At 73.5% G+C, this 18,244-nt stretch carries 13 protein-coding genes and 1 pseudogene; 7 read left to right on the forward strand and 7 right to left on the reverse strand.

Annotation, left to right across the window (positions count from 1 at the left end; genetic code table 11):
- Entirely contained in the window at window positions 1-1,710 is a 1,710-nt protein-coding gene (locus ABZ562_RS19380; RefSeq protein WP_361480774.1) for an AMP-binding protein, read from the reverse strand.
- 111 nt (window positions 1,711-1,821) lie between these two features.
- Here ABZ562_RS19380 and ABZ562_RS19385 point away from each other — a divergent pair, with 111 nt between their 5' ends.
- Complete coding sequence (locus ABZ562_RS19385) at window positions 1,822-2,673, forward strand: LuxR C-terminal-related transcriptional regulator (RefSeq protein WP_361480777.1); 852 nt, start codon at window positions 1,822-1,824, stop codon at window positions 2,671-2,673.
- 157 nt (window positions 2,674-2,830) lie between these two features.
- Here ABZ562_RS19385 and ABZ562_RS19390 read toward each other — a convergent pair whose 3' ends face one another.
- Complete coding sequence (locus tag ABZ562_RS19390) at window positions 2,831-3,415, reverse strand: TetR family transcriptional regulator (RefSeq protein WP_361480780.1); 585 nt, start codon at window positions 3,413-3,415, stop codon at window positions 2,831-2,833.
- Window positions 3,416-3,784: 369 nt separating this feature from the next.
- Between ABZ562_RS19390 and ABZ562_RS19395 the strand changes: the two genes are divergently transcribed.
- The 3 genes from ABZ562_RS19395 to ABZ562_RS19405 all read left to right on the forward strand — a co-directional run bounded on the left by ABZ562_RS19395 (window position 3,785) and on the right by ABZ562_RS19405 (window position 7,248).
- A complete protein-coding gene (locus tag ABZ562_RS19395; RefSeq protein WP_361480783.1) occupies window positions 3,785-4,981 on the forward strand; it encodes a magnesium and cobalt transport protein CorA in 1,197 nt (398 codons plus the stop codon).
- 210 nt (window positions 4,982-5,191) lie between these two features.
- Complete coding sequence (locus ABZ562_RS19400; RefSeq protein WP_361480786.1) at window positions 5,192-6,526, forward strand: helix-turn-helix domain-containing protein; 1,335 nt, start codon at window positions 5,192-5,194, stop codon at window positions 6,524-6,526.
- Between the two features lie 80 nt (window positions 6,527-6,606).
- A complete protein-coding gene (locus tag ABZ562_RS19405) occupies window positions 6,607-7,248 on the forward strand; it encodes a cutinase family protein (RefSeq protein ID WP_361480789.1) in 642 nt (213 codons plus the stop codon).
- 63 nt (window positions 7,249-7,311) lie between these two features.
- Here the strand turns inward: ABZ562_RS19405 and ABZ562_RS19410 are convergent.
- Window positions 7,312-8,600, reverse strand: a pseudogene (locus ABZ562_RS19410) (hypothetical protein).
- Between the two features lie 269 nt (window positions 8,601-8,869).
- On the opposite strand from ABZ562_RS19410, the gene ABZ562_RS19415 reads away from it, so the two are divergent.
- Complete coding sequence (locus ABZ562_RS19415; protein WP_361480792.1) at window positions 8,870-9,754, forward strand: phosphatidylinositol-specific phospholipase C; 885 nt, start codon at window positions 8,870-8,872, stop codon at window positions 9,752-9,754.
- A gap of 78 nt (window positions 9,755-9,832) precedes the next feature.
- Here ABZ562_RS19415 and ABZ562_RS19420 read toward each other — a convergent pair whose 3' ends face one another.
- The 4 genes from ABZ562_RS19420 to ABZ562_RS19435 form a co-directional block, all read right to left on the reverse strand.
- The gene (locus tag ABZ562_RS19420) at window positions 9,833-11,359 is read right to left on the reverse strand and encodes a glycoside hydrolase family 6 protein (RefSeq protein WP_361480795.1); all 1,527 of its coding nucleotides are present in this window, start codon (window positions 11,357-11,359) and stop codon (window positions 9,833-9,835) included.
- A 154-nt stretch (window positions 11,360-11,513) separates the two neighbouring features.
- Window positions 11,514-13,883, reverse strand: a complete 2,370-nt coding sequence (gene pucD / locus ABZ562_RS19425) for a xanthine dehydrogenase subunit D (protein ID WP_361480798.1) — start codon at window positions 13,881-13,883, stop codon at window positions 11,514-11,516.
- Between the two features lie 2 nt (window positions 13,884-13,885).
- Window positions 13,886-14,413, reverse strand: a complete 528-nt coding sequence (locus ABZ562_RS19430; RefSeq protein WP_361480801.1) for a (2Fe-2S)-binding protein — start codon at window positions 14,411-14,413, stop codon at window positions 13,886-13,888.
- On the reverse strand, window positions 14,404-15,294 hold the full coding sequence (locus ABZ562_RS19435; RefSeq protein ID WP_361480804.1) for an FAD binding domain-containing protein: 891 nt from the start codon (window positions 15,292-15,294) through the stop codon (window positions 14,404-14,406). The genes ABZ562_RS19430 and ABZ562_RS19435 overlap by 10 nt, the downstream gene beginning before the upstream one ends.
- A 206-nt stretch (window positions 15,295-15,500) precedes the next feature.
- Between ABZ562_RS19435 and ABZ562_RS19440 the strand changes: the two genes are divergently transcribed.
- On the forward strand, window positions 15,501-17,186 hold the full coding sequence (locus tag ABZ562_RS19440) for a PucR family transcriptional regulator ligand-binding domain-containing protein (RefSeq protein ID WP_361480828.1): 1,686 nt from the start codon (window positions 15,501-15,503) through the stop codon (window positions 17,184-17,186).
- A 153-nt stretch (window positions 17,187-17,339) separates the two neighbouring features.
- Window positions 17,340-18,143, forward strand: coding sequence for a hypothetical protein (locus ABZ562_RS19445; RefSeq protein ID WP_361480831.1), 804 nt, complete (start codon window positions 17,340-17,342; stop codon window positions 18,141-18,143).
- Window positions 18,144-18,244: the final 101 nt, after the last annotated feature.

An 18,244-nucleotide genomic window follows, 5' to 3' on the forward strand; every position in this document is an offset into this window, starting at 1 on the left:
TCACGAGGTTCCCTCATGAAACTCGACGCCGTCGCCGATCGCCGTGCGTTCCCGTAGTTCGATCCGGCGAATCTTGCCGGACACCGTCTTGGGCAGCTCCGCGAACTCCAGCCGCCGTACCCGCTTGTACGGCGCCAGCACCGCCCTGGAGTGCGCGAACAGCACCTTGGCCGTCTCCGGGCCCGGCTCCCAGCCCTCGGCCAGCACGATGTACGCCTTCGGCACGGACAGCCGCACCGGATCGGGCGCCGGGACGACGGCGGCCTCGGCGACCGCCTCGTGTTCCAGCAGGGCGCTCTCCAGCTCGAAGGGCGAAATCTTATAATCCGAACTTTTAAAGACATCGTCCGCGCGCCCGATATACGTGACATAACCGTCCGCGTCACGCGAGCCGATGTCGCCGGTGCGGTAGTAGCCGCCCGCGGTGGCCTCGGCGGTGCGCTCCTCGTCGCCCTCGTACCCCGTCATCAGGCCGACGGGGCGGCCGTGGCGGCCGGTCAGGTCGAGGCAGATCTCGCCCTCGTCGCCGGGTTCGCCGGTGACCGGGTCCAGGAGGACGACGCTGAAGCCGGGTGTCGGGCGGCCCATCGAGCCGGTCTTCAGCGGCTGACCGGGGGTGTTGGCGACCTGGACGGCGGTCTCGGTCTGGCCGAAGCCGTCCCGGATCGTCACCCCCCAGGCGCGCCGGACGTGCTCGATGACCTCCGGGTTCAGCGGCTCACCGGCGGCCACGGCCTCGCGCGGGGGGCGCCGCAACTGGGTCAGGTCGGCCTGGATGAGCATGCGCCAGACGGTGGGCGGGGCGCAGAAGGTGGTGACGCCGCAGCGGTCCATCTCGGCCATGAGACGGGTGGCGTCGAAGCGGGCGTAGTTGTGGATGAAGACGGTCGCCTCGGCGTTCCAGGGCGCGAAGAGGTTGGACCAGGCGTGCTTGGCCCAGCCCGGGGAGGAGATGTTGAGGTGGACGTCGCCGGGCCGGAGCCCGATCCAGTACATCGTCGACAGATGGCCGATGGGGTACGAGATGTGGGTGTGCTCCACGAGCTTGGGCTGGGCGGTGGTGCCGGAGGTGAAGTAGAGCATGAGCGGGTCGTCCGCGCGGGTCGGCCCGTCCGGCACGAAGCGGTCCGCGAGGGCCGTCACCCCGTCCGGGGCCTCATCCGGCACCGCGTCCGTCCCGGCGTCCTCGTACGCCAGCCAGCCGTCCGGCGCGCCGCCGACCGCGATGCGGGTGTAGTCGCCCGCCACCTGCGTGAACTTACCGGTGTCCGCCGCCCGCACGATCACGTGCCTCGCCCGGCCGCGGACGATGCGGTCCGCCAGGTCCAGCGGGCCGAGCAGCGGGGTGGCGGGGATGACGACGGCGCGCAGCTTCATCGCCGCCAGCGCCGTCTCCCACAGCTCCCGCTGGTTGCCGAGCATGACCACGATCCGGTCCCCCGGCCGCACGCCCCTGGCGCGCAGCCAGTTCGCGGCCTGGTCGGAGCGGCGGCGCATCGCGTCGAAGCTCAGCCGGGTCTCCCGGCCGTCCTCCTCCACGATGTGCAAAGCGGTGCGGCCGTTTCCTTCCGCGATCTGGTCGAACCAGTCCAGGGCCCAGTTGAAACGGTCCGGGCGGGGCCAGCTGAACCCTTCGTACGCCGCCGCGTAATCCTCGCGGCGGTCGAGAAGGAAGTCCCGTGCCACGCGGAAATCGTGAGACGGACTCATTGCTGTCACTTCTTCCTCCTGAATTGCGGTGCCGCTCGCTAGCATCGTGCGACGGGTGATCTGGGTCTCACCACCCCCGGACGGGGGTGGTGACGTTTCGGGGAGGCGACCGTGGCGGAATCGGAGCGTGCCGTCGACGTACGGACAGCGCTGCTGCGGATGCGCCGGCGCGGCGGGCTGCCCGTCGCCTTCGGCGGACTGTTCTCCGGCGCCCAGCAGTTCCGTATCTCCGAACTCACCGGGACCACCACGGACTCCTTGCACGGCCTCGCCATCGCGGCGGGCAACGGACTCGGCGGCAAGGTCCTGACCCTGTCCCAGCCGATATCCGTGATCGACTATCCCCTCTCGCGGGCGATCAGCCACGAGTACGACGGCGCGGTCGGCGCCGAGGGGCTGCGCTCGATGATGGCCGTGCCGGTGGTCGTCCGGGGCCGGGTGCGCGGCCTGCTGTACGGGGCGCTGCGGCAGCCGCTGATCCTCGGTGACCGCGCCCTGAGCGCGGCCGTGGAGGCCGCCCGCGAGCTGGAGCGGACCCTCGCCGCGCAGGACGAGGCGCGGCGGCTGATGGCGGTCGCGGAGCAGCCGGTGCCGGAGGCGGGGCCCGACCCGGCGGTCTGGGAGGAGGTCCGCGCGGCCCATGTCGACCTGCGGGCCCTGGCCCAGCGGGTGGCCGATCCGCAGCTGCGGGCGGAGATCCTGACCGCCTGCGGCCGCCTGGCCCGCGCCTCGTCGGGTGGCGGCCGCGACCGGGCGCCCCACGGACGTGTGCAGCTGTCCCCGCGCGAGGTGGACGTCCTGGCCTGTGTGGCCTCGGGCGCGACGAACTCGGCGGCGGCCGACCGGCTGGGGCTGCGGCCGGAGACGGTGAAGAGCTATCTGCGGTCCTGCATGCGCAAGTTGGGGGCGAACACCCGCCTGCACGCGGTGGTCGAGGCCCGCCGCGCGGGGCTGCTGCCGTAGGGGGTGTCCGCAAAGTCCCGCCGGGCCCGCGACGCCTGGCACGCACGCTCGCTGCGTTGGCGGGCGCGTCCTCAGGGGCCCGCCCTCAGCCGCCGCGGGTCGGCGCGGCGCGGCTGCGGGGACACCCGCCGTCAGTTCCATGAGGTCTCGGCGGCGGCTACGCCAGGACCGCGGCGAGGGCCGGGGCGTACAGCTCGACCACCTCGTCCGGCGTCAGGGCGGTCACCCCCGGGGCACGCAGCAGATGGCGGGTGAGGGCGAGGCCGAGGAGCTGGGCGCAGACCAGCGCGGCGCGGCGCGGGTCGGCGGCGTCGCCGAGGGCGGGCGCGACCTGCGCGGCGAAGATCTCGCGCAGCCGCTCGGCGGCCCGCTCGTGGGTGACCGCGGAGCGCAGCAGGAGCAGCAGGGCGTCGTCGGCGGGGTCGCCCTCCCAGCGGTCGAGGAAGTGGCGTACGAGGACCCGCGCGAGGTCGTCGCGGTCCACGGCGGTCAGGTCGGGCAGCCGCAGGTCGATGGTGAGGGCCGCGTCGAAGAGCTGGTCCTTGCTGCCGAAGTAGCGCATGACCATCGAGGCGTCGATGGCCGCGTCGGCGGCGATCGCGCGGATGGTGGTGCGCTCGTAGCCGTGCCGGGCGAAGCGCGCGCGGGCGGCGCGCAGGATGGTGGCGCGGGTGCGGTCGGCGCTCCGGGCGCCCGTCAGGCGGGGTTCGCCGCCGCAGGAGCGGGGCCCGGGATCGTCCATGCCAACAATCGTAGGCAAACGGTCGTGGGCCCGCCAGGAGCGGGTACCCGTTCTCATGGACGGCACATCGACGCCACGAGACCGCTTTGGAGCGGGTGATTCCGGATCCGGCCGCCCCGGCCGCCGCCTGGGCATATCGGGGGATATCCTGCTCTGAGGCCCGTGGTGCGCGCTCGGGGCGCCCACGGCCCCCACGCGCCCGGTGCCCAGGGGATCCGCGACAAGGAGGTGAGGTGCACGCGATGACCAGCGAACCTCCCAGTCGCATGCCGCGAGCCGCCACCCCGTCCCGGCCGCGCTGAACGCGGCGCACCACAGCGCACCGCGGCTCAGCGCGGCCCGGCGCCAGCTACCCGTAAAGGACCCCTCATGTCCGAGCGCCGTTCCCACACCCCGCGCCCGCTGAAGAAGTACCCCTGGCTGCGGCCCGCGGTGACGCGCGCGGCGGGCCACGGCCCACGCTCCGGGACCGGGACCGGGGCGGCGGTCCCGCCGGGCGCCGGGTCCGCACCCGGCGCGGTCGACGGCACGGCGGTCGCCGACGAGCAGAGCGTGGTGGACGCGGCCGTCTACCGCGACGGCCGCCGGGTGGGCACGCCCGACAGCCTGGCCGCCACCTTCCGGCGGCTGCGCGAGGAGCCGGGCGCGATGGCCTGGATCGGGCTGTACCGGCCGACCGAGGCGGAGCTGCTGTCGCTCGCCCAGGAATTCGATCTGCACAAGCTGTCCATCGAGGACGCGATGGAGGCGCACCAGCGGCCCAAGCTGGAGCGCTACGGCGAGACGCTGTTCGTCGTGCTGCGCGCCGCCCGCTACCTCGACGCGGTCGAGGAGGTGGACTTCGGCGAGCTGCACGTCTTCGTCGGCCCCGACTTCCTCATCACCGTCCGGCACGGCGCCGCCCCGGACCTGTCGGCGGTGCGCGCCCGGATGGAGTCGGCCCCCGAACTGCTGGCCCTCGGCCCGGAGGCGGTGCTGTACGCCATCCTGGACGCGGTCGTGGACGGCTACGCCCCGGTCGTGGCGGGCGTGCAGAACGACATCGACGAGATCGAGACCGAGGTCTTCCGCGGCGACCCCGCGGTGTCGCGCCGCATCTACGAACTCTCCCGCGAAATGGTGGAGTTCCAGCGCGCAACCCGCCCGCTGGTGGGGATGCTGCGCGGGCTGATGGCCGGTTTCGACAAGTACGGCACCGACGATGAGCTGCAGCGCTATCTGCGGGACGTCGCCGACCACGTCACCCACACCAGCGAGCGCGTGGACGGCTTCCGCTCGGCCCTCACCGACATCCTCGCGGTCAACGCCACCCTGGTCACCCAGCAGCAGAACGCCGAGATGAGGGCGCTGGCCGAGGCGGGCTTCGAGCAGAACGAGGAGGTCAAGAAGATCTCCGCGTGGGCGGCCATCCTGTTCGCCCCGACCCTGGTCGGCACCATCTACGGCATGAACTTCACGCACATGCCGGAGCTGCACTGGGTGCTGGGCTATCCCTTCGCGCTGCTGCTGATGGCGGTGGTGTGCGTCAGCCTGTACGTCATCTTCAAGCGGCGCGACTGGCTCTGACGCGGCCCGCCGAGGACCTGGGCGGCGGAAGAAGGAGTTCACCGCGTCGTGGCCGATGCTCGCCGCTGCGCTGGGGGTGCCGGAGTGAGGCCGGTGCCGTCGGGGCACGGAACGGAGCGCAGGGGACTCCCGTCCAACCCCGGACGTGTCCCGCGCCCGCCGGGCAAAGGCCCGCGGGTGAGCCGCTTCCGGTTGAACGGAGGGCCCGCCGTGGCTGCCCCCACCCCGCACAGCGCACCGGACGGCCCCGAGCGCCCGCCGGTCCCTCCCGGACTGGCCAAACTGCTGCGCGACCAGCTGGAGACCGTCGCCGACGAGGTGGAGGAGGAGGTGCGCCGGCAGGTCCCGGAGTACGCGCGACCGGCCGACGGGACGTACCGCGCGCACCTCAGATCGGGCGTCGTCCAGGCCCTGACCCTGTTCGTCGACCACATCGCCGAACCGGACCCCGGCCAGGGTGCCGCGATCACCACGACGTACTACGAACTCGGGCGCGGCGAGGCGCTGGAGGGCCGCAGCCTGGACGCGCTGCAGTCCGCGCTGCGGGTCGGCGGCCTGTGCGCCTGGCGGCTGATGGGCCGTACGGCGGAGGAACTGGGCCTGGACTCCGCGGTGGTGGCGGCCCTGGGCGAGCTGGCGTTCCGTACCGTGCACGAGGTCGCGGAGGCGGCCGCGGCCGGCTACGCGGAGGCCCGGGTGCAGAGCGCCGACGAGCTGGAGCGGCGCCGCCGCCGGCTGCTGGAACTGCTGCTGGGCGACGGGCCGGCGGCCCCGGAGGCGGTGCAGGACCTGGCGCACTCCGCCCGGTGGCCGGTGCCGGGGCAGGTCGCGGTCGTGGCGCTCGCGGCCACCCCGGACCAGCGGGAGGAGGAGTGGCCGTTGGCGGCGGCGGGGGCGCTGGTGGACATGGAGTCCCGGCCGCCCCGGATGCTGGTGCCGGTGGCCGAGGGTTCCGGCGGTTCCGGGGGCTCCGGCTCGGGCGGCTCCGGCGGGTTCGGCGGTTTCGGTGGCCGGGCGTTCGGCCTCGCGCTGCGCGGGCGGCCCGCCGCGATCGGCCCCACCGTTCCGCTCGCCGAGGCCGCCCGGTCGCTGCGCTGGGCCACCCGGGCCCTCGGGCTGATGGGCCGCGGGATCCTGCCCCGGCAGGGCGTGGTGCGCTGCGCCGACCATCTGTCGACGCTGTTGCTGCACAGCGACGAGCCCATGCTCGCCCAGATCCGCTCGCGCGCCCTCGCGCCCCTCGCCGGGGTCTCGGAGGGCCAGCGCGGGCGGCTCGCCGGAACGCTGCTGGCGTGGCTGCTCAGCGGCAGCAACGTGCCCGACGTCGCCGCGCGCCTCCACATCCACCCGCAGACGGTCCGCTATCGCCTGCGCCAGCTGGACAAGCTCTTCGGCGACGCGCTGCAGGACCCCGGCAGCCGTCTGGATCTCATCCTGGCGCTGCGCGCCGAAGCGCTCCGCAACGAATTCCCCTCACTCGGCCCCGGGCTCACGGGGCTCACGTCCGCACAAAAAGGCGAGGGATATTTGAATTCCCGTCCATAACACTCGGTCAGATCACGCGCATACCTTCGGGACGTCCTTGTTCGCGGCGCACTCCCGCGCCCCACCCTCAAAGGATTCCCATGCGCATTCGCTTGGGCCTCGCCGTGCTCTCGCTGCTCGGCGGGGCCGGACTGGTCTCCCTCTCCGCGCCCACGGCAACGGCCGCCGCCTGCGCCGACATCGACGTCGTCGCGGCCCGCGGCACCTTCGAGCCGGGCACCCTCGGCTTCATCGTCGGCGACCCCGTCTATGCGGCGCTGCAGAAGAAAATCACCGGCAAGACCCTGTCCGGTTACAAGGTGAACTACCCCGCCGACCTCTCCTTCACCTCGGCCGCGCAGGGCAACGCGGACGTGGTGAACCACGTCAAGAGCCAGGCGGCCGCCTGCCCGAACCAGCGTTTCGTGCTGGTCGGCTATTCGCAGGGCGCGAACGTCGTCGACAACTCGATCGGCATCAGCAGCGCGGGCGCGGTGGTCGGCAGCCCGATCGTGGCCACGATTCCCGCGGCGCTCGAACCCAAGGTCGCCGCCGTGCTGCTGTTCGGCAACCCGATCCGGGCCCTCGGCAGGAGCGTCACCGGCACCTACCAGAGCCGCACCATCGACTTCTGCGCCAAGGGCGACCCGATCTGTGAGAGCGGTGGGCTCGACGTGGGAGCGCACCTCGGCTACACCGCGAACGCCGACGCGGCGGCCACCTTCGCCGCGGGCAAGGTCTGATCCCCGCAGACGTTGCGGGAAGGGCCCGGGAGGATCACCTCCCGGGCCCTCCCGTGTGGGTGGCTACCGGGGTTCCCGGGCGAACGTCGCGAGGTTCGTGGAGACGGGCTCGGGGCGGCCGTCGTTCTGTACGGGCGCCGCGGTCAGCACATCGAGGTGCTGGTAGCCGTCGGCGACCACGGGGTGGAGGTCGGCCGGGATGCGGCCCGCCATCAGTCCGTCTCCCGCGAGCACGGTCAGCACCGGATGGGCGGTGAGCCCCCTCGGGTGGACGACGAGCCGCTTCACCTGCGGCGAGGTGGCCAGCTGGAGATCGGTGACCAGCTTGGTCGGGAAGTACTGCTCGGTGAAGTCCAGCGGCTGCTCGGCCAGGCTGCGGGCCAGCTCCTGGATGTCGGTGACCTCCTTGCCCGCGCCGGTGAACGGCGTCCCGTCCGCCGACCGGTACCGTCGGCCTCGCCGCCCGGGTCCCGTACGGCGCCCAGCCCGGCGATGCCCAGCAGCGTCATGGTCTCGGGGCTGAGCAGCACCGGCGCGGACAGGGAACGCGGCAGCACCCCGGTGTCGAGCCCGGCCCGCACCACGCCGTAACCGAGGCCGACATCCGGCAGGTTGGTGTCATCCGGGATGCTGCCGCTCAGATCGCCGAGCGAGGTGGACACGGTGGTGTCGAGGGCGAAGTACCCGGCGCACTGGTTGTACCCGGCGTCGGCGGTGGTGGCGGGATCGCCGTCGAAGTCGGCCGTCGCCAGACAGCCGGTGATCACGCCGCCGAGGGAGTGGCCACCGCACAGCACCTTCTGCTTGCGCACCCGCTGATCGGGCAACTCGGCCGCCAGCAGGTCGTATTCATCCCGCACGGTCTGCTCGATCCCGAGCTTCGCCATCCACCGCAGCGCGCCGTTCCCGACGTATCCGTCGAAGGTGCGGCCGTTCACCCGCTTGCCCCGGTAGGAGTAGTCGACGGCGGCGTGCTGATCGCCCGAGGCGATACCGGTGCGGTCCTCCAGGCAGTTGGACCGCCGGTCCAGCGCCCAGAACTCGATGTGCCGCCCCAGCTCAGCGGCGCGCGCCACCGTGTTGCGGGCCACGCTGTCGAACGCCCCGGCCCCCTCCAGGATCCCCGGCTGGGCCACCAGGATCCGATCGGCGTCGGCCGGGGCCTCCGGCCCGTCGGCGGCGCGGTAGCGCAGATACGACAGCCAGTCACACGCCACGGGCCGCGCCCCGAACGACGCCGGCAGCGGCGCCTTCACCCGCACCACCGACTCGGCCACCCCACCGACCGCGCTCTGCGAGTCCACCACCGCCTCGGTCCGCGCGCCTTCTCCACGGGCGTCCGGGGCGCCCATGACCAGCATCGCCATGCTCAGCAGCGCCGCCGGCGCGACGCCGCGCAGGGCTTTCGAGGTTCTTCCTCTGCTGCGGCTCGTGTCCATGCTGGGACCGTAGGACCGCGCCGAGCGGGTGCCATGCCCATGCTCACAAGAACGCAGCGACCGGCGACGCGATTGTCACCAGGGACCAACCCCTCTTCGCCCCTTTCCCGTTCTCCCCGGCCCTCGTTTGTGCTTCGATGCCGAGCGCACGGTACGAACGGGTGAGCGACGGGAGTATGCGTATGGATCGGCGAGGGTTCCTCAAGGGCGCGGCCGCACTGTCCACCGCCGGAGTGGTCACCGCGTCAGGCGGAGTCGCCGCCGCGGCGCCGAGTCGGACGTCGGCCGCTGCGGACTGGCTGTCCGGCATCGCCGACGCCACGCCCGTACAGCGGCTGACCCTTCCCGGAACACACGACTCCGGGGCCCGTTACGGCGGGCCGTGGACCGAGTGCCAGAACACCACCATCGCCGACCAGCTCAGCAGCGGCATCCGCTTCCTGGACATCCGCTGCCGGGCGTTCGAGAACGCCTTCCCGATCCACCACGGCGCCTCCTACCAGCACCTCAACTTCGACGACGTCCTCGGCGCGTGCCGCGCGTTCCTCTCCGCGCACCCGTCCGAGACCGTGCTGATGCGCGTCAAACAGGAGTACTCGGAGGAGAGCGAGGCGGAGTTCCGCCGGATCTTCGACACCTATCTCGACGGCAAGGGCTGGCGGTCCCTCTTCCGCCTCGACGCCACCCTCCCGACCCTGGGGCAGGCCCGGGGCCGGGTCGTGCTGCTCGCCGACTCCGGCAACATGCCGGGCGTCCGGTACGCGGACCCGCAGCTGTTCGACATCCAGGACGACTACATGGCGGAGCCGTTCGGCAAGTACCCCAAGATCGAGGCACAGTTCCGCAAGGCGGCGACCCAGCCCGGCAAGCTCTACATGAACTACGTCAGCACCGCCGCGCTCCTCCCGCCCCGCTCCAACGCGGACCGCCTCAACCCCCAGGTCAAGACCCTGCTGGAGAGTGCGGGCAACCAGGGCTGGACGGGCCTTGGCATCGTCCCGATGGACTTCCCGAACACCACCTCGGGGCTGGTCGACGCCCTGGTGAGGCACAATCCGGCCATTTGACGGCGGGTCGACGGCGGCTCGGCGGCGGCTCGTGGTGGATGAGCCGCCGCCGTACCGGTCCGCGGATCGCGGCGGGTGTCAGGGGGTGAGCGAGGGGCGGGCGAAGCGTACGAGTTCCTGGGCCTGGTCGGGGAACCACTGGCCCGCCTCGGGGTTCACCGTGCCGCGCACCGGGTCCGAGGGGCCGGAGGTGCCACGGAAGCAGCGGCCGTCGGACTGGCCGGGGGTCTTCACCCACAGGGCGGCGTCGTGCAGCGGGTCGCCGGTGGCGGTGGTGGGGCGGGCGCCGAGGCCGCGGCGGGGCGGGTTGCACCAGGACTGGGGGTCCGCGTGGCGGTTGTACCGGGGCGTCCAGGGGCCGCGGCCGTTGCGGCTGGTGTCGGTGACGAAGTGCTTCATCTCCGACGGGTCGTGCGGTTCGTGGGCGCGCAGCCACGCCCGGAGGTGGCGCCGCGACCAGTCCCGCTCGGGGCAGGCGGCCGGTTCGCCGCCGTCGGCGACGTAGGCCAGGCACGCGGAGATGAGCCGTCCGTACAGGGCGGTGTCCTGGTCCGTCTGGTAGTGCGAGACGTTGAGGGCGAAGCCGGTGGCCTCGTCGACACCGGCCTTGACCAGGCGCGGCACGATGCTGCTGACGGGGTGCCAGCCCGCGTGGCCCGCGTCGAGGTACACCTTGGCGTTGCCGAGCGCCATGAGGGTGTCGACCGCGTACTTGATCTCGGTGAAGCGGGCCTCGGTCAGGCTGTCCTCGCCGGTCTCCGGCTCGGCTTCGAGTTCGGGCTCGGTGGGCGCCTGATCGACGGCCTCGGGCTGCTTGTCGAGGTCGGCGGGGTCGGCGGGGAGGAACGGGGTGGGTTCCTGGGAGGGGGCCGGGGTCCCGGCGGTGACGGCCGCGCCGGGGGCGGCGACGGTGCCGGGTCGCGGTTCCGGGGAGGGGGCGGTGGTGGGCTCGGTGAGCGCGGGCCCGACCGCGGCAGCGCCCGCGCCCGCGAGTGCGCCCGTCTGCGTACCGGCGGCCACGGACGGGCCGGCCTCCGGGGTCGGTGTCGTGGCCGGGGCCGGGGTCTCGGCCGGGGTGTCCTCGCTCGCCTGCTCACCGCAGTCGGACGGCAGCAGCGCCAGCGAGTCGGGTTCGAGGACGACCGTCACCTCGCGGTCGCCGATGCCCTCGGCCACGGCGTCGATCCACGCCTCGTACTCCTCGGTGGTCCGCGCTCCCCCGGCGGAGTAGCTGCCGCAGTCACGGCCGGGCACGTTGTAGAGGGCGAGCACCGGCAGCCTGCCCCGCCGCGCCGCGTCGCTCGTGGTCATCCGGACCAGGCGCGCGACCCGGGCCGGGGACTCGTCCCCGTACCAGACCGCCTGCGGGGTGCGCACCATGGCGAGGAGCCCGGCGGCCGTGCGGTAGTCCCCCCGCCAGGCGAGCCGGGTCACCTGACGGTATGAGGCGCGGTCGGCCGGGGGGACGTAGAGGGGCAGGCCGCGCGAGGGCGCGGCGGCGCGCTCCTGTACGGCGGCCTGAACGGTCGAACCGCTCAGTACGGGAAGGGACGTTGCGGCCAGAACGGCCACCGACACGGCGAGGGTTTTCCGTCTCGTGCGCACAGGCGTACTCCAAGGGGGCGGGTCGCGTAGGTCGGATCTGAGGCTCACTCAGAACCGCGGACCCGGCAACGCGAGCGTCCGCCGAGTGGCGCAACCCGATTCCCGCCCAGGGGTGGCGCTCCGTCGGACAATCCGACGGAAACGCCCCCGGGGGCTACGTACCCGTCAGGTGCTCCGGGCGCACCGGCACCCGCCCCAGCCGGAGGCCCGTGGCGGCGCGGATGGCCGCGACGACCGCCGGGGTGGAGGAGAGGGTCGGGGCCTCGCCGACGCCCCGCAGGCCGTAGGGGGCGTGGTGGTCGGCCAGCTCGAGGATGTCGACCGGCATGGTGGGGGTGTCGAGGATGGTGGGGATCAGATAGTCCGTGAAGGACGGGTTGCGCACGCGCGCGCCGTCCGAGACCAGGATCTCCTCCATCACGGCGAGACCCAGCCCCTGCGTGGAGCCGCCCTGGATCTGGCCGACGACGGAGAGCGGGTTGAGGGCCTTGCCGACGTCCTGGGCGGCCGCCAGTTCGATGACCTTGACCAGGCCGAGTTCGGTGTCGACCTCGACGACGGCGCGATGGGCGCAGAAGGAGTACTGGACGTGGCCGGAGCCCTGACCGGTCGTGAGGTCGAAGGGCTCGGTGGGGCGGTGCCGGAACTCCTTCTCGATGTCGATGGGGTCGTCGCCGAGGAGGTCCGTCAGATCGGCGACGACCTCGCCGGTGGTCGTGACCACCTTGCCGTCCCGCAGCAGCAGCTCCGTGTCACCGCCGGGGGCGCCGCAGCGGCGGAAGACCTCCTGCCGCACCGCCTCGCAGGTGTGTTTGACGGCGCCGCCGGTCATGTACGTCTGGCGGGAGGCGGAGGTGGAGCCCGCCGAGCCGACCCGGGTGTCGGCGGGGTGGATGGTGACCTGGCTGACGCCGAGTTCGGTACGGGCGATCTGGGCGTGGACGGTGACGCCGCCCTGGCCGACCTCGGCCATCGCGGTGTGGACCAGGGCGACGGGTTCGCCGCCGATGACCTCCAGCCGGACCCGGGCCGTGGAGTAGTCGTCGAAGCCCTCGGAGAAGCCGACGTTCTTGATGCCGACCGCGTAGCCGACCCCCCGCACGACGCTCTCGCCGTGGGTGGTGTTGGACAGGCCGCCGGGCAGGGCGCGGACGTCGACCTCCCCGTCCGCCGTCTCCCAGGCACGCTCTGGCGGGAGGGGGAGATCCCGGACCCGGCGCAGGATCTCGGCGACGGGAGCCGGGGAGTCCACGATCTGGCCGGTGGGCATGGTGGCGCCCTGCGCCATGGCGTTGCGCTGCCGGAACTCCACGGGGTGCAGGCCGAGTTCCTGGGCGACGGCGTCCATCTGGGCCTCGTACGCGAAGCACGCCTGGACCGCGCCGAAGCCGCGCATGGCGCCGCAGGGCGGGTTGTTGGAGTAGAGGGCGAGCGCTTCGACGTCCACGTGCTCGACGACGTAGGGGCCGATCGCCAGGGAGGCGGCATTGCCGACGACCGCCGGGGAGGAGGAGGCATACGCTCCGCCGTCCAGGACGATACGGGCCTGGACGTAGAGCAACCGGCCGTCGCGGGTGGCGCCGTGCTCGTAGGTGAGCTTGGCGGGGTGCCGGTGGACATGGCCGAAAAACGACTCGTAGCGGTTGTAGACGATCTTCACGGGTTTGCCGGTACGGAGCGCCAGCAGACTGGCGTGCGCCTGCATGGACAGGTCCTCGCGCGCCCCGAACGCCCCGCCCACGCCGGAGAGCGTCAGCCGCACCTTGTCGGGCGGCAGGCCGAGCACCGGGGCGAGCTGGTCGCGGTCCACGTGCAGCCACTGGGTGGCGATGTAGAGGTCGATGCCGCCGTCCTCGGCGGGCACCGCGAGCCCGGACTCCGGGCCCAGGAATGCCTGGTCCTGCATGCCGACCTCGTAGTCCCGGCGGACGACGACGTCGGCGCGGGCCCTGGCGGCGGCCACGTCGCCGCGCCGCACGGGCTGGCGGTGGACGACGTTGGGGTGCGGGGCGTGGGCGGCGTGGTGGTCGGCGCGGCCGGGGTGGAGCAGCGGCGCGCCGGGCGCGGTGGCGGTGGCCTCGTCGACCACGAGCGGCAGCTCGGCGTAGTCGACCTTGATGCGGGCGGCGGCGCGGCGGGCGGTCTCCGGGTGGTCGGCGGCGACGATGGCGACGGCCTCGCCGTGGTAGCGGACCCGGTCCTTGGCCAGGACGGGCTGGTCGTGGATCTCCAGCCCGTAGTGGGTGGCGGCCGGCAGGTCGTCGTGGGTCATGACGGCGTGGACGCCGGGCAGGGCCAGCGCCCCGCTGATGTCGATGGACCGGATCTCGGCGTGGGCGTGCGGGCTGCGCAGGGTGAAGCCCCACAGCATGTCCTCGTGCCACAGGTCGGAGGAGTACGCGAACTCGCCGGTCACCTTGAGCGTGCCGTCGGGGCGGAGGGTGGATTCGCCGATGTGGCCCTTGCCCCGGCCCTCGGTCAGATGGGCCTGGGTGATCCGGGTGGGGGTGCGGTCGGGTCCCATGGTCAGCCCGCCTCCCCTTCGGCCGCGGCGGCGGTGCGGGCGGCGGCGAGGCGCACCGCGTCGAGGATCTTCTCGTAGCCGGTGCAGCGGCACAGGTTGCCGGACAGCGCCTCGCGGATGTCGGCGTCGGACGGGTCGGGGTGCCGTTCCAGCAGCTCGTCGGCGGCGACCAGCAGGCCCGGGGTGCAGAAGCCGCACTGCACGGCGCCCGCGTCGATGAACGCCTGCTGGACGGGGGCCAGCGCGCTTCCCCCGGCGCCCGCCTCGCCCCTCGTACGGCCCTCCGCGTAACTCGGAAGCCCTTCGACGGTCACCACCTCGCGCCCCTCGGCCTGCCCCGCCGCCACCAGGCACGCGCACACCGGCACGCCGTCGAGGCGGACCGTGCACGATCCGCATTCGCCCTGCTCACAGGCGTTCTTCGAGCCCGGCAGGCCCAGTCGTTCGCGCAGCACGTACAGCAGGGACTCGCCCTCCCACACGTCGTCGGCCCGCTGCGGCCGGCCGTTGACGGTCATGTTCACGCGCATGCCGCCGCCCTCCCTTCGCCCTCGCGGTACGCCTGCCAGGTCCAGCCGAGCGTGCGGCGCGCCATGACCGTCACCGCGTGGCGGCGGTAGGCGGCGCTGCCGCGTACGTCGTCGATGGGGTCGCACGCGCCCGCGCACAGCTGGGCGAACTCCCGGGCGACCGCCGGTGGAATCGTTTCGCCGCTGTCCCAGAAGGCGCCCTCCGCGAGCGCCGCGTTCAGGAAGTCCTCCGCCGCCCGGGCCCGCACCGGGGTGGGCGCGGCGGAGCCGATGCCGGTCCGTACGGTGCGGGTGCGCGGATGCAGCGCGAGGGCGAACGCGCACACCGCGATGACCATGGCGTTGCGGGTGCCGACCTTGGAGAACTGCTGCGGACCGTCGGCCTTGGCGATGTGGACGGCCCTGATCAGCTCGTCGGGCGCCAGCGCGTTGCGCTTCACCCCGGTGTAGAACTCCTCGACCGGGATCATCCGGGTGCCGCGCACCGAGGCCACCTCCACCTCGGCCCCGGCCGCCAGCAGCGCCGGATGGGCGTCCCCGGCGGGCGAGGCCGCGCCGAGGTTGCCGCCCACCGTGCCCCGGTTGCGGATCTGCGGCGAGCCGACGGTGCGCGAGGCGAGCGCGAGGCCGGGCAGCTCGGCGCTCAGCCGCTCGATGATGTGGCTGTACGGCACCCCGGCGCCCAGCCGGACCGTCCGCTCACCGGTCTCCCACTCCTCCAGTTCACCGATGCGGGTCAGATCCAGCAGCCGTTCGGGCCGCCGGTGATCAAAATTGATCTCGACCATCACATCGGTGCCGCCCGCGATGGGCACGGCGTCGGGGTGCTCGGCCTTCGCGGCGAGCGCCGCCGGCCAGTCGGCGGGGCGCAGGAAATCCATGGGCCTCTCTTCTCACCAGTCCTGAAGGAACTCGTGCACGCGGCTCCCAGTCCAGTAGACCCCCGCGGCGGGCCCCGGGGCAGTCACCGAAGGCATGAAGCAATTGGCTGGCCAGCGGCCCGGTCTTGTAGATTCGAACGAACGACGGGGAGTGGAAACCTCGCGGTATTCGACCGGTGACAAAGACGAGATCGGCTGGCATCACCATGCGGCTGCGCGCACTGCTGGAGACCGACGCCCTGGGCCTGCGCCTGCTCGGCGGCGAGGACGAGCTGGACCGCACCGTACGCGGCGTGATGACCACCGATCTGCGCGATCCGAGCCGCTATCTGTCGGGCGGCGAACTGGTGCTGACGGGGCTGGCGTGGCGGCGGGAGCCGGACGACTCCGAGCGGTTCGTCCAGATCCTGGCGGCCGCCGGGGTCGCCGGGCTCGCGGCGGGCGAGGCCGAGCTGGGCCCCGTGCCCGAGGATCTGGTGCTGGCCTGCGCGCGGCACCGGCTGCCGCTGTTCTCCGTGGTCGAGGACGTGGCGTTCGCGTCGATCACCGAGCACGTCGTACGGCAGGTCTCCGGCGAGCGGGCCGGGGACCTGGCCGCCGTGGTGGACCGGCACCGGCGGCTGATGACCCCGGGGGTCGCGGGCGGCGGGCCGGAGGTGGTGCTCAACCTGCTCGGCTCGGACCTCGACCTGGCCGCCTGGGTGCTTTCCCCCACCGGCCGCCCGATCGCCGGGCCGGCCGGCCCCACGGCCGCCGAGCTGCCGCGACCGGTCCGCGCCCGGCTGGCCGGTGAGCATCTGGCCGCCCAGCGCGCCGGGCGCCACGGTCCGCACCGGCTGACCGCCGCCGACGGCGTGACGTACTCCCTGTTCCCCATCCGCGGCGGTACGAGCGGCGGCACCGGCGTCCCGCACGCGACCCCGCTCGCCGACTGGCTGCTGGCGGTCGCCGCGGACGCCGGGGACTGGCCGGAGGAGCGGCTGGACCTGCTGTACGGGGTCACCCAGCTGATCGCTGTCGAGCGCGAGCGGCGGGACGAGGCCGGTACGGTGCGGCGGCAGCTCGCCCAGGAGGTGCTGGAGCTGGTCCAGGCGGGCGCGCCGTCCGCCGAGGTCGCGGCCCGGCTGCGGGTCGCGGCGCCGGTACTGCTGCCGGGGCTCGGCGGCGCGGCACCGCACTGGCAGGTCGTGGTGGCGCGGATGGAGGGGACACCCGGCGGCGGGAAGGGGGAGGTCGCCCAGGCGCTGCTGGAGGAGATCCTGGTGGACCCGCGCTCGACCGGGGCCGGGCCCGCGGACCGGATCGCGGTGGCGCACACCGGCGACGAGGCGGTGGCGCTCCTCCCGCTGCCCGCGCCCGCCGACGACGGCTCCGACGAGGCGGAGGACCCCGAGGCGGGGCTGCACGCGGACGCGCTGCTCGCCGCCGTCGGCGAACCGCTCGCCCGCGGGCTGGCCGATGATGCCCGGCTGACCCTGGGCGTCAGCGCCCCCGTGCACTCCGCCGAGGCGCTGCGCGGCGCGCTGGAGGAGGCCCGGCACGCCCGCCGGGTGGCCGCCGCGCGGCCGGGCCGGGTCAGCGCGGCCGGGCACCAGGAGCTGGCCTCGCACGTACTGCTGCTCCCCTTCGTCCCGGACGACGTGCGCCGCGCCTTCACCGCCCGGCTGCTGGACCCGCTGCGCGCCTACGACCGCCGCCACCGGGCCGAGCTGATCCCGACCCTGGAGGCGTTCCTGGAGTGCGACGGCTCCTGGACGCGCTGCGCGGCACGGCTGCATCTGCACGTCAACACGCTGCGCTACCGGGTGGGCCGGATCGAACAGCTGACCGGGCGCGATCTGGCCCGGCTGGAGGACAAACTGGACTTCTTCCTCGCCCTGCGCATGAGCTGACGCCGGAAGGCCCTCGAAACCACCACTCTCGCCGGTGGTTTGTGAATTCATTCACACCAACCCCTTGGCCGGGCGCTCGCTTCCGTGTTGAGATTCGGCAACGGCTTCCGGCTCGATGGCGCGCTTGGGGAGGGCAATGTGGCGGACACCGCCATGTCACCACCTGGATCGTCGAACTCCGATACCGGCCTACGGACCGGGCGGGCGGATGACCCGCTCGACACGGCGGTGTGGCGGCTGCGCTCACGGGCGTGCTGGAAGGACGCCGCCGCACTGCTCGCCCCGCACGCCGCCGGCGACGCGGCCGTGGCCCTCAAGCGCAGCGCGATCCTGATCGAGCGGTGCATGTACACCTCCCAGGGCTGGGACGCGGCCGAGGACGCGCTGCGGGCGGCGGAGGCCCTGGCCCTGACCGACGACGAGCGGGGCGCCATCGCGTGCGAGCGCGGCTATCTGGCGTACGCCTCCACCCTGCTCGGGAACCGGGACCGCGCCGACGAGGCGCGCACCGCCCTCGGCCGGGCCGCCGCGCTGCTCGGCCCCGGCTCGCCCACCCGCCCGCTGCTGGACTTCCGGCGCGGGCTGATCTCCCAGCACCTCGCCCACAACCCCACCGGCGCCCAGGCCGCCTTCCAGCGCGCCCACGCGGGCGCCGCCGCGCACGGAGACACGCTGCTGCGCTCGTTCACCTGGCGCCATCTGGCCGGGATGGCCGAGGAGGAGGGCAACGTCGCCGAGGCCCGCCACGGCTTCGCCGAATCGCTGCGGATCCGCGAGGAGCTGGGCTACCTGGTCGGCATCGCCCCCGCCCTGGCGTCCCTGGCGGACGTCGAGGACGAACCGGAGGCCCACCGGCTGCGGGCCGAGGCGGGGCGACTGGTGCGGCTGCTGGGCGGCGTCCCGGTCTGGCTGGCCGAGCAATTAGTGGCCCACCCGGACGGCGACGCATCGCCCTGACGGGCACCGCCCGCTGGGGTTTCGCTGCCGGGTGCGGGCCGGTGGCCGGGTTTGGGGGGCCCCCCGGCGCGCCCCCCCACAGGGGGGGGGACCACACGCAC

It is taken from the genome of Streptomyces sp. NPDC019937 (assembly GCF_040631655.1).
Classification (GTDB): domain Bacteria; phylum Actinomycetota; class Actinomycetes; order Streptomycetales; family Streptomycetaceae; genus Streptomyces.

Excerpts from the sequence above, each read along its gene's own strand:
- ABZ562_RS19380 (WP_361480774.1), bottom strand. The coding sequence starts at position 1,710 with ATGAGTCCGTCTCACGATTTCCGCGTGGCACGGGACTTCCTTCTCGAC.
- ABZ562_RS19390 (WP_361480780.1), bottom strand. The coding sequence starts at position 3,415 with ATGGACGATCCCGGGCCCCGCTCCTGCGGCGGCGAACCCCGCCTGACG.
- ABZ562_RS19395 (WP_361480783.1), top strand. The coding sequence starts at position 3,785 with ATGTCCGAGCGCCGTTCCCACACCCCGCGCCCGCTGAAGAAGTACCCC.
- ABZ562_RS19405 (WP_361480789.1), top strand. The coding sequence starts at position 6,607 with ATGCGCATTCGCTTGGGCCTCGCCGTGCTCTCGCTGCTCGGCGGGGCC.
- ABZ562_RS19415 (WP_361480792.1), top strand. The coding sequence starts at position 8,870 with ATGGATCGGCGAGGGTTCCTCAAGGGCGCGGCCGCACTGTCCACCGCC.
- pucD (WP_361480798.1), bottom strand. The coding sequence starts at position 13,883 with ATGGGACCCGACCGCACCCCCACCCGGATCACCCAGGCCCATCTGACC.
- ABZ562_RS19430 (WP_361480801.1), bottom strand. The coding sequence starts at position 14,413 with ATGCGCGTGAACATGACCGTCAACGGCCGGCCGCAGCGGGCCGACGAC.
- ABZ562_RS19435 (WP_361480804.1), bottom strand. The coding sequence starts at position 15,294 with ATGGATTTCCTGCGCCCCGCCGACTGGCCGGCGGCGCTCGCCGCGAAG.
- ABZ562_RS19440 (WP_361480828.1), top strand. The coding sequence starts at position 15,501 with ATGCGGCTGCGCGCACTGCTGGAGACCGACGCCCTGGGCCTGCGCCTG.
- ABZ562_RS19445 (WP_361480831.1), top strand. The coding sequence starts at position 17,340 with ATGTCACCACCTGGATCGTCGAACTCCGATACCGGCCTACGGACCGGG.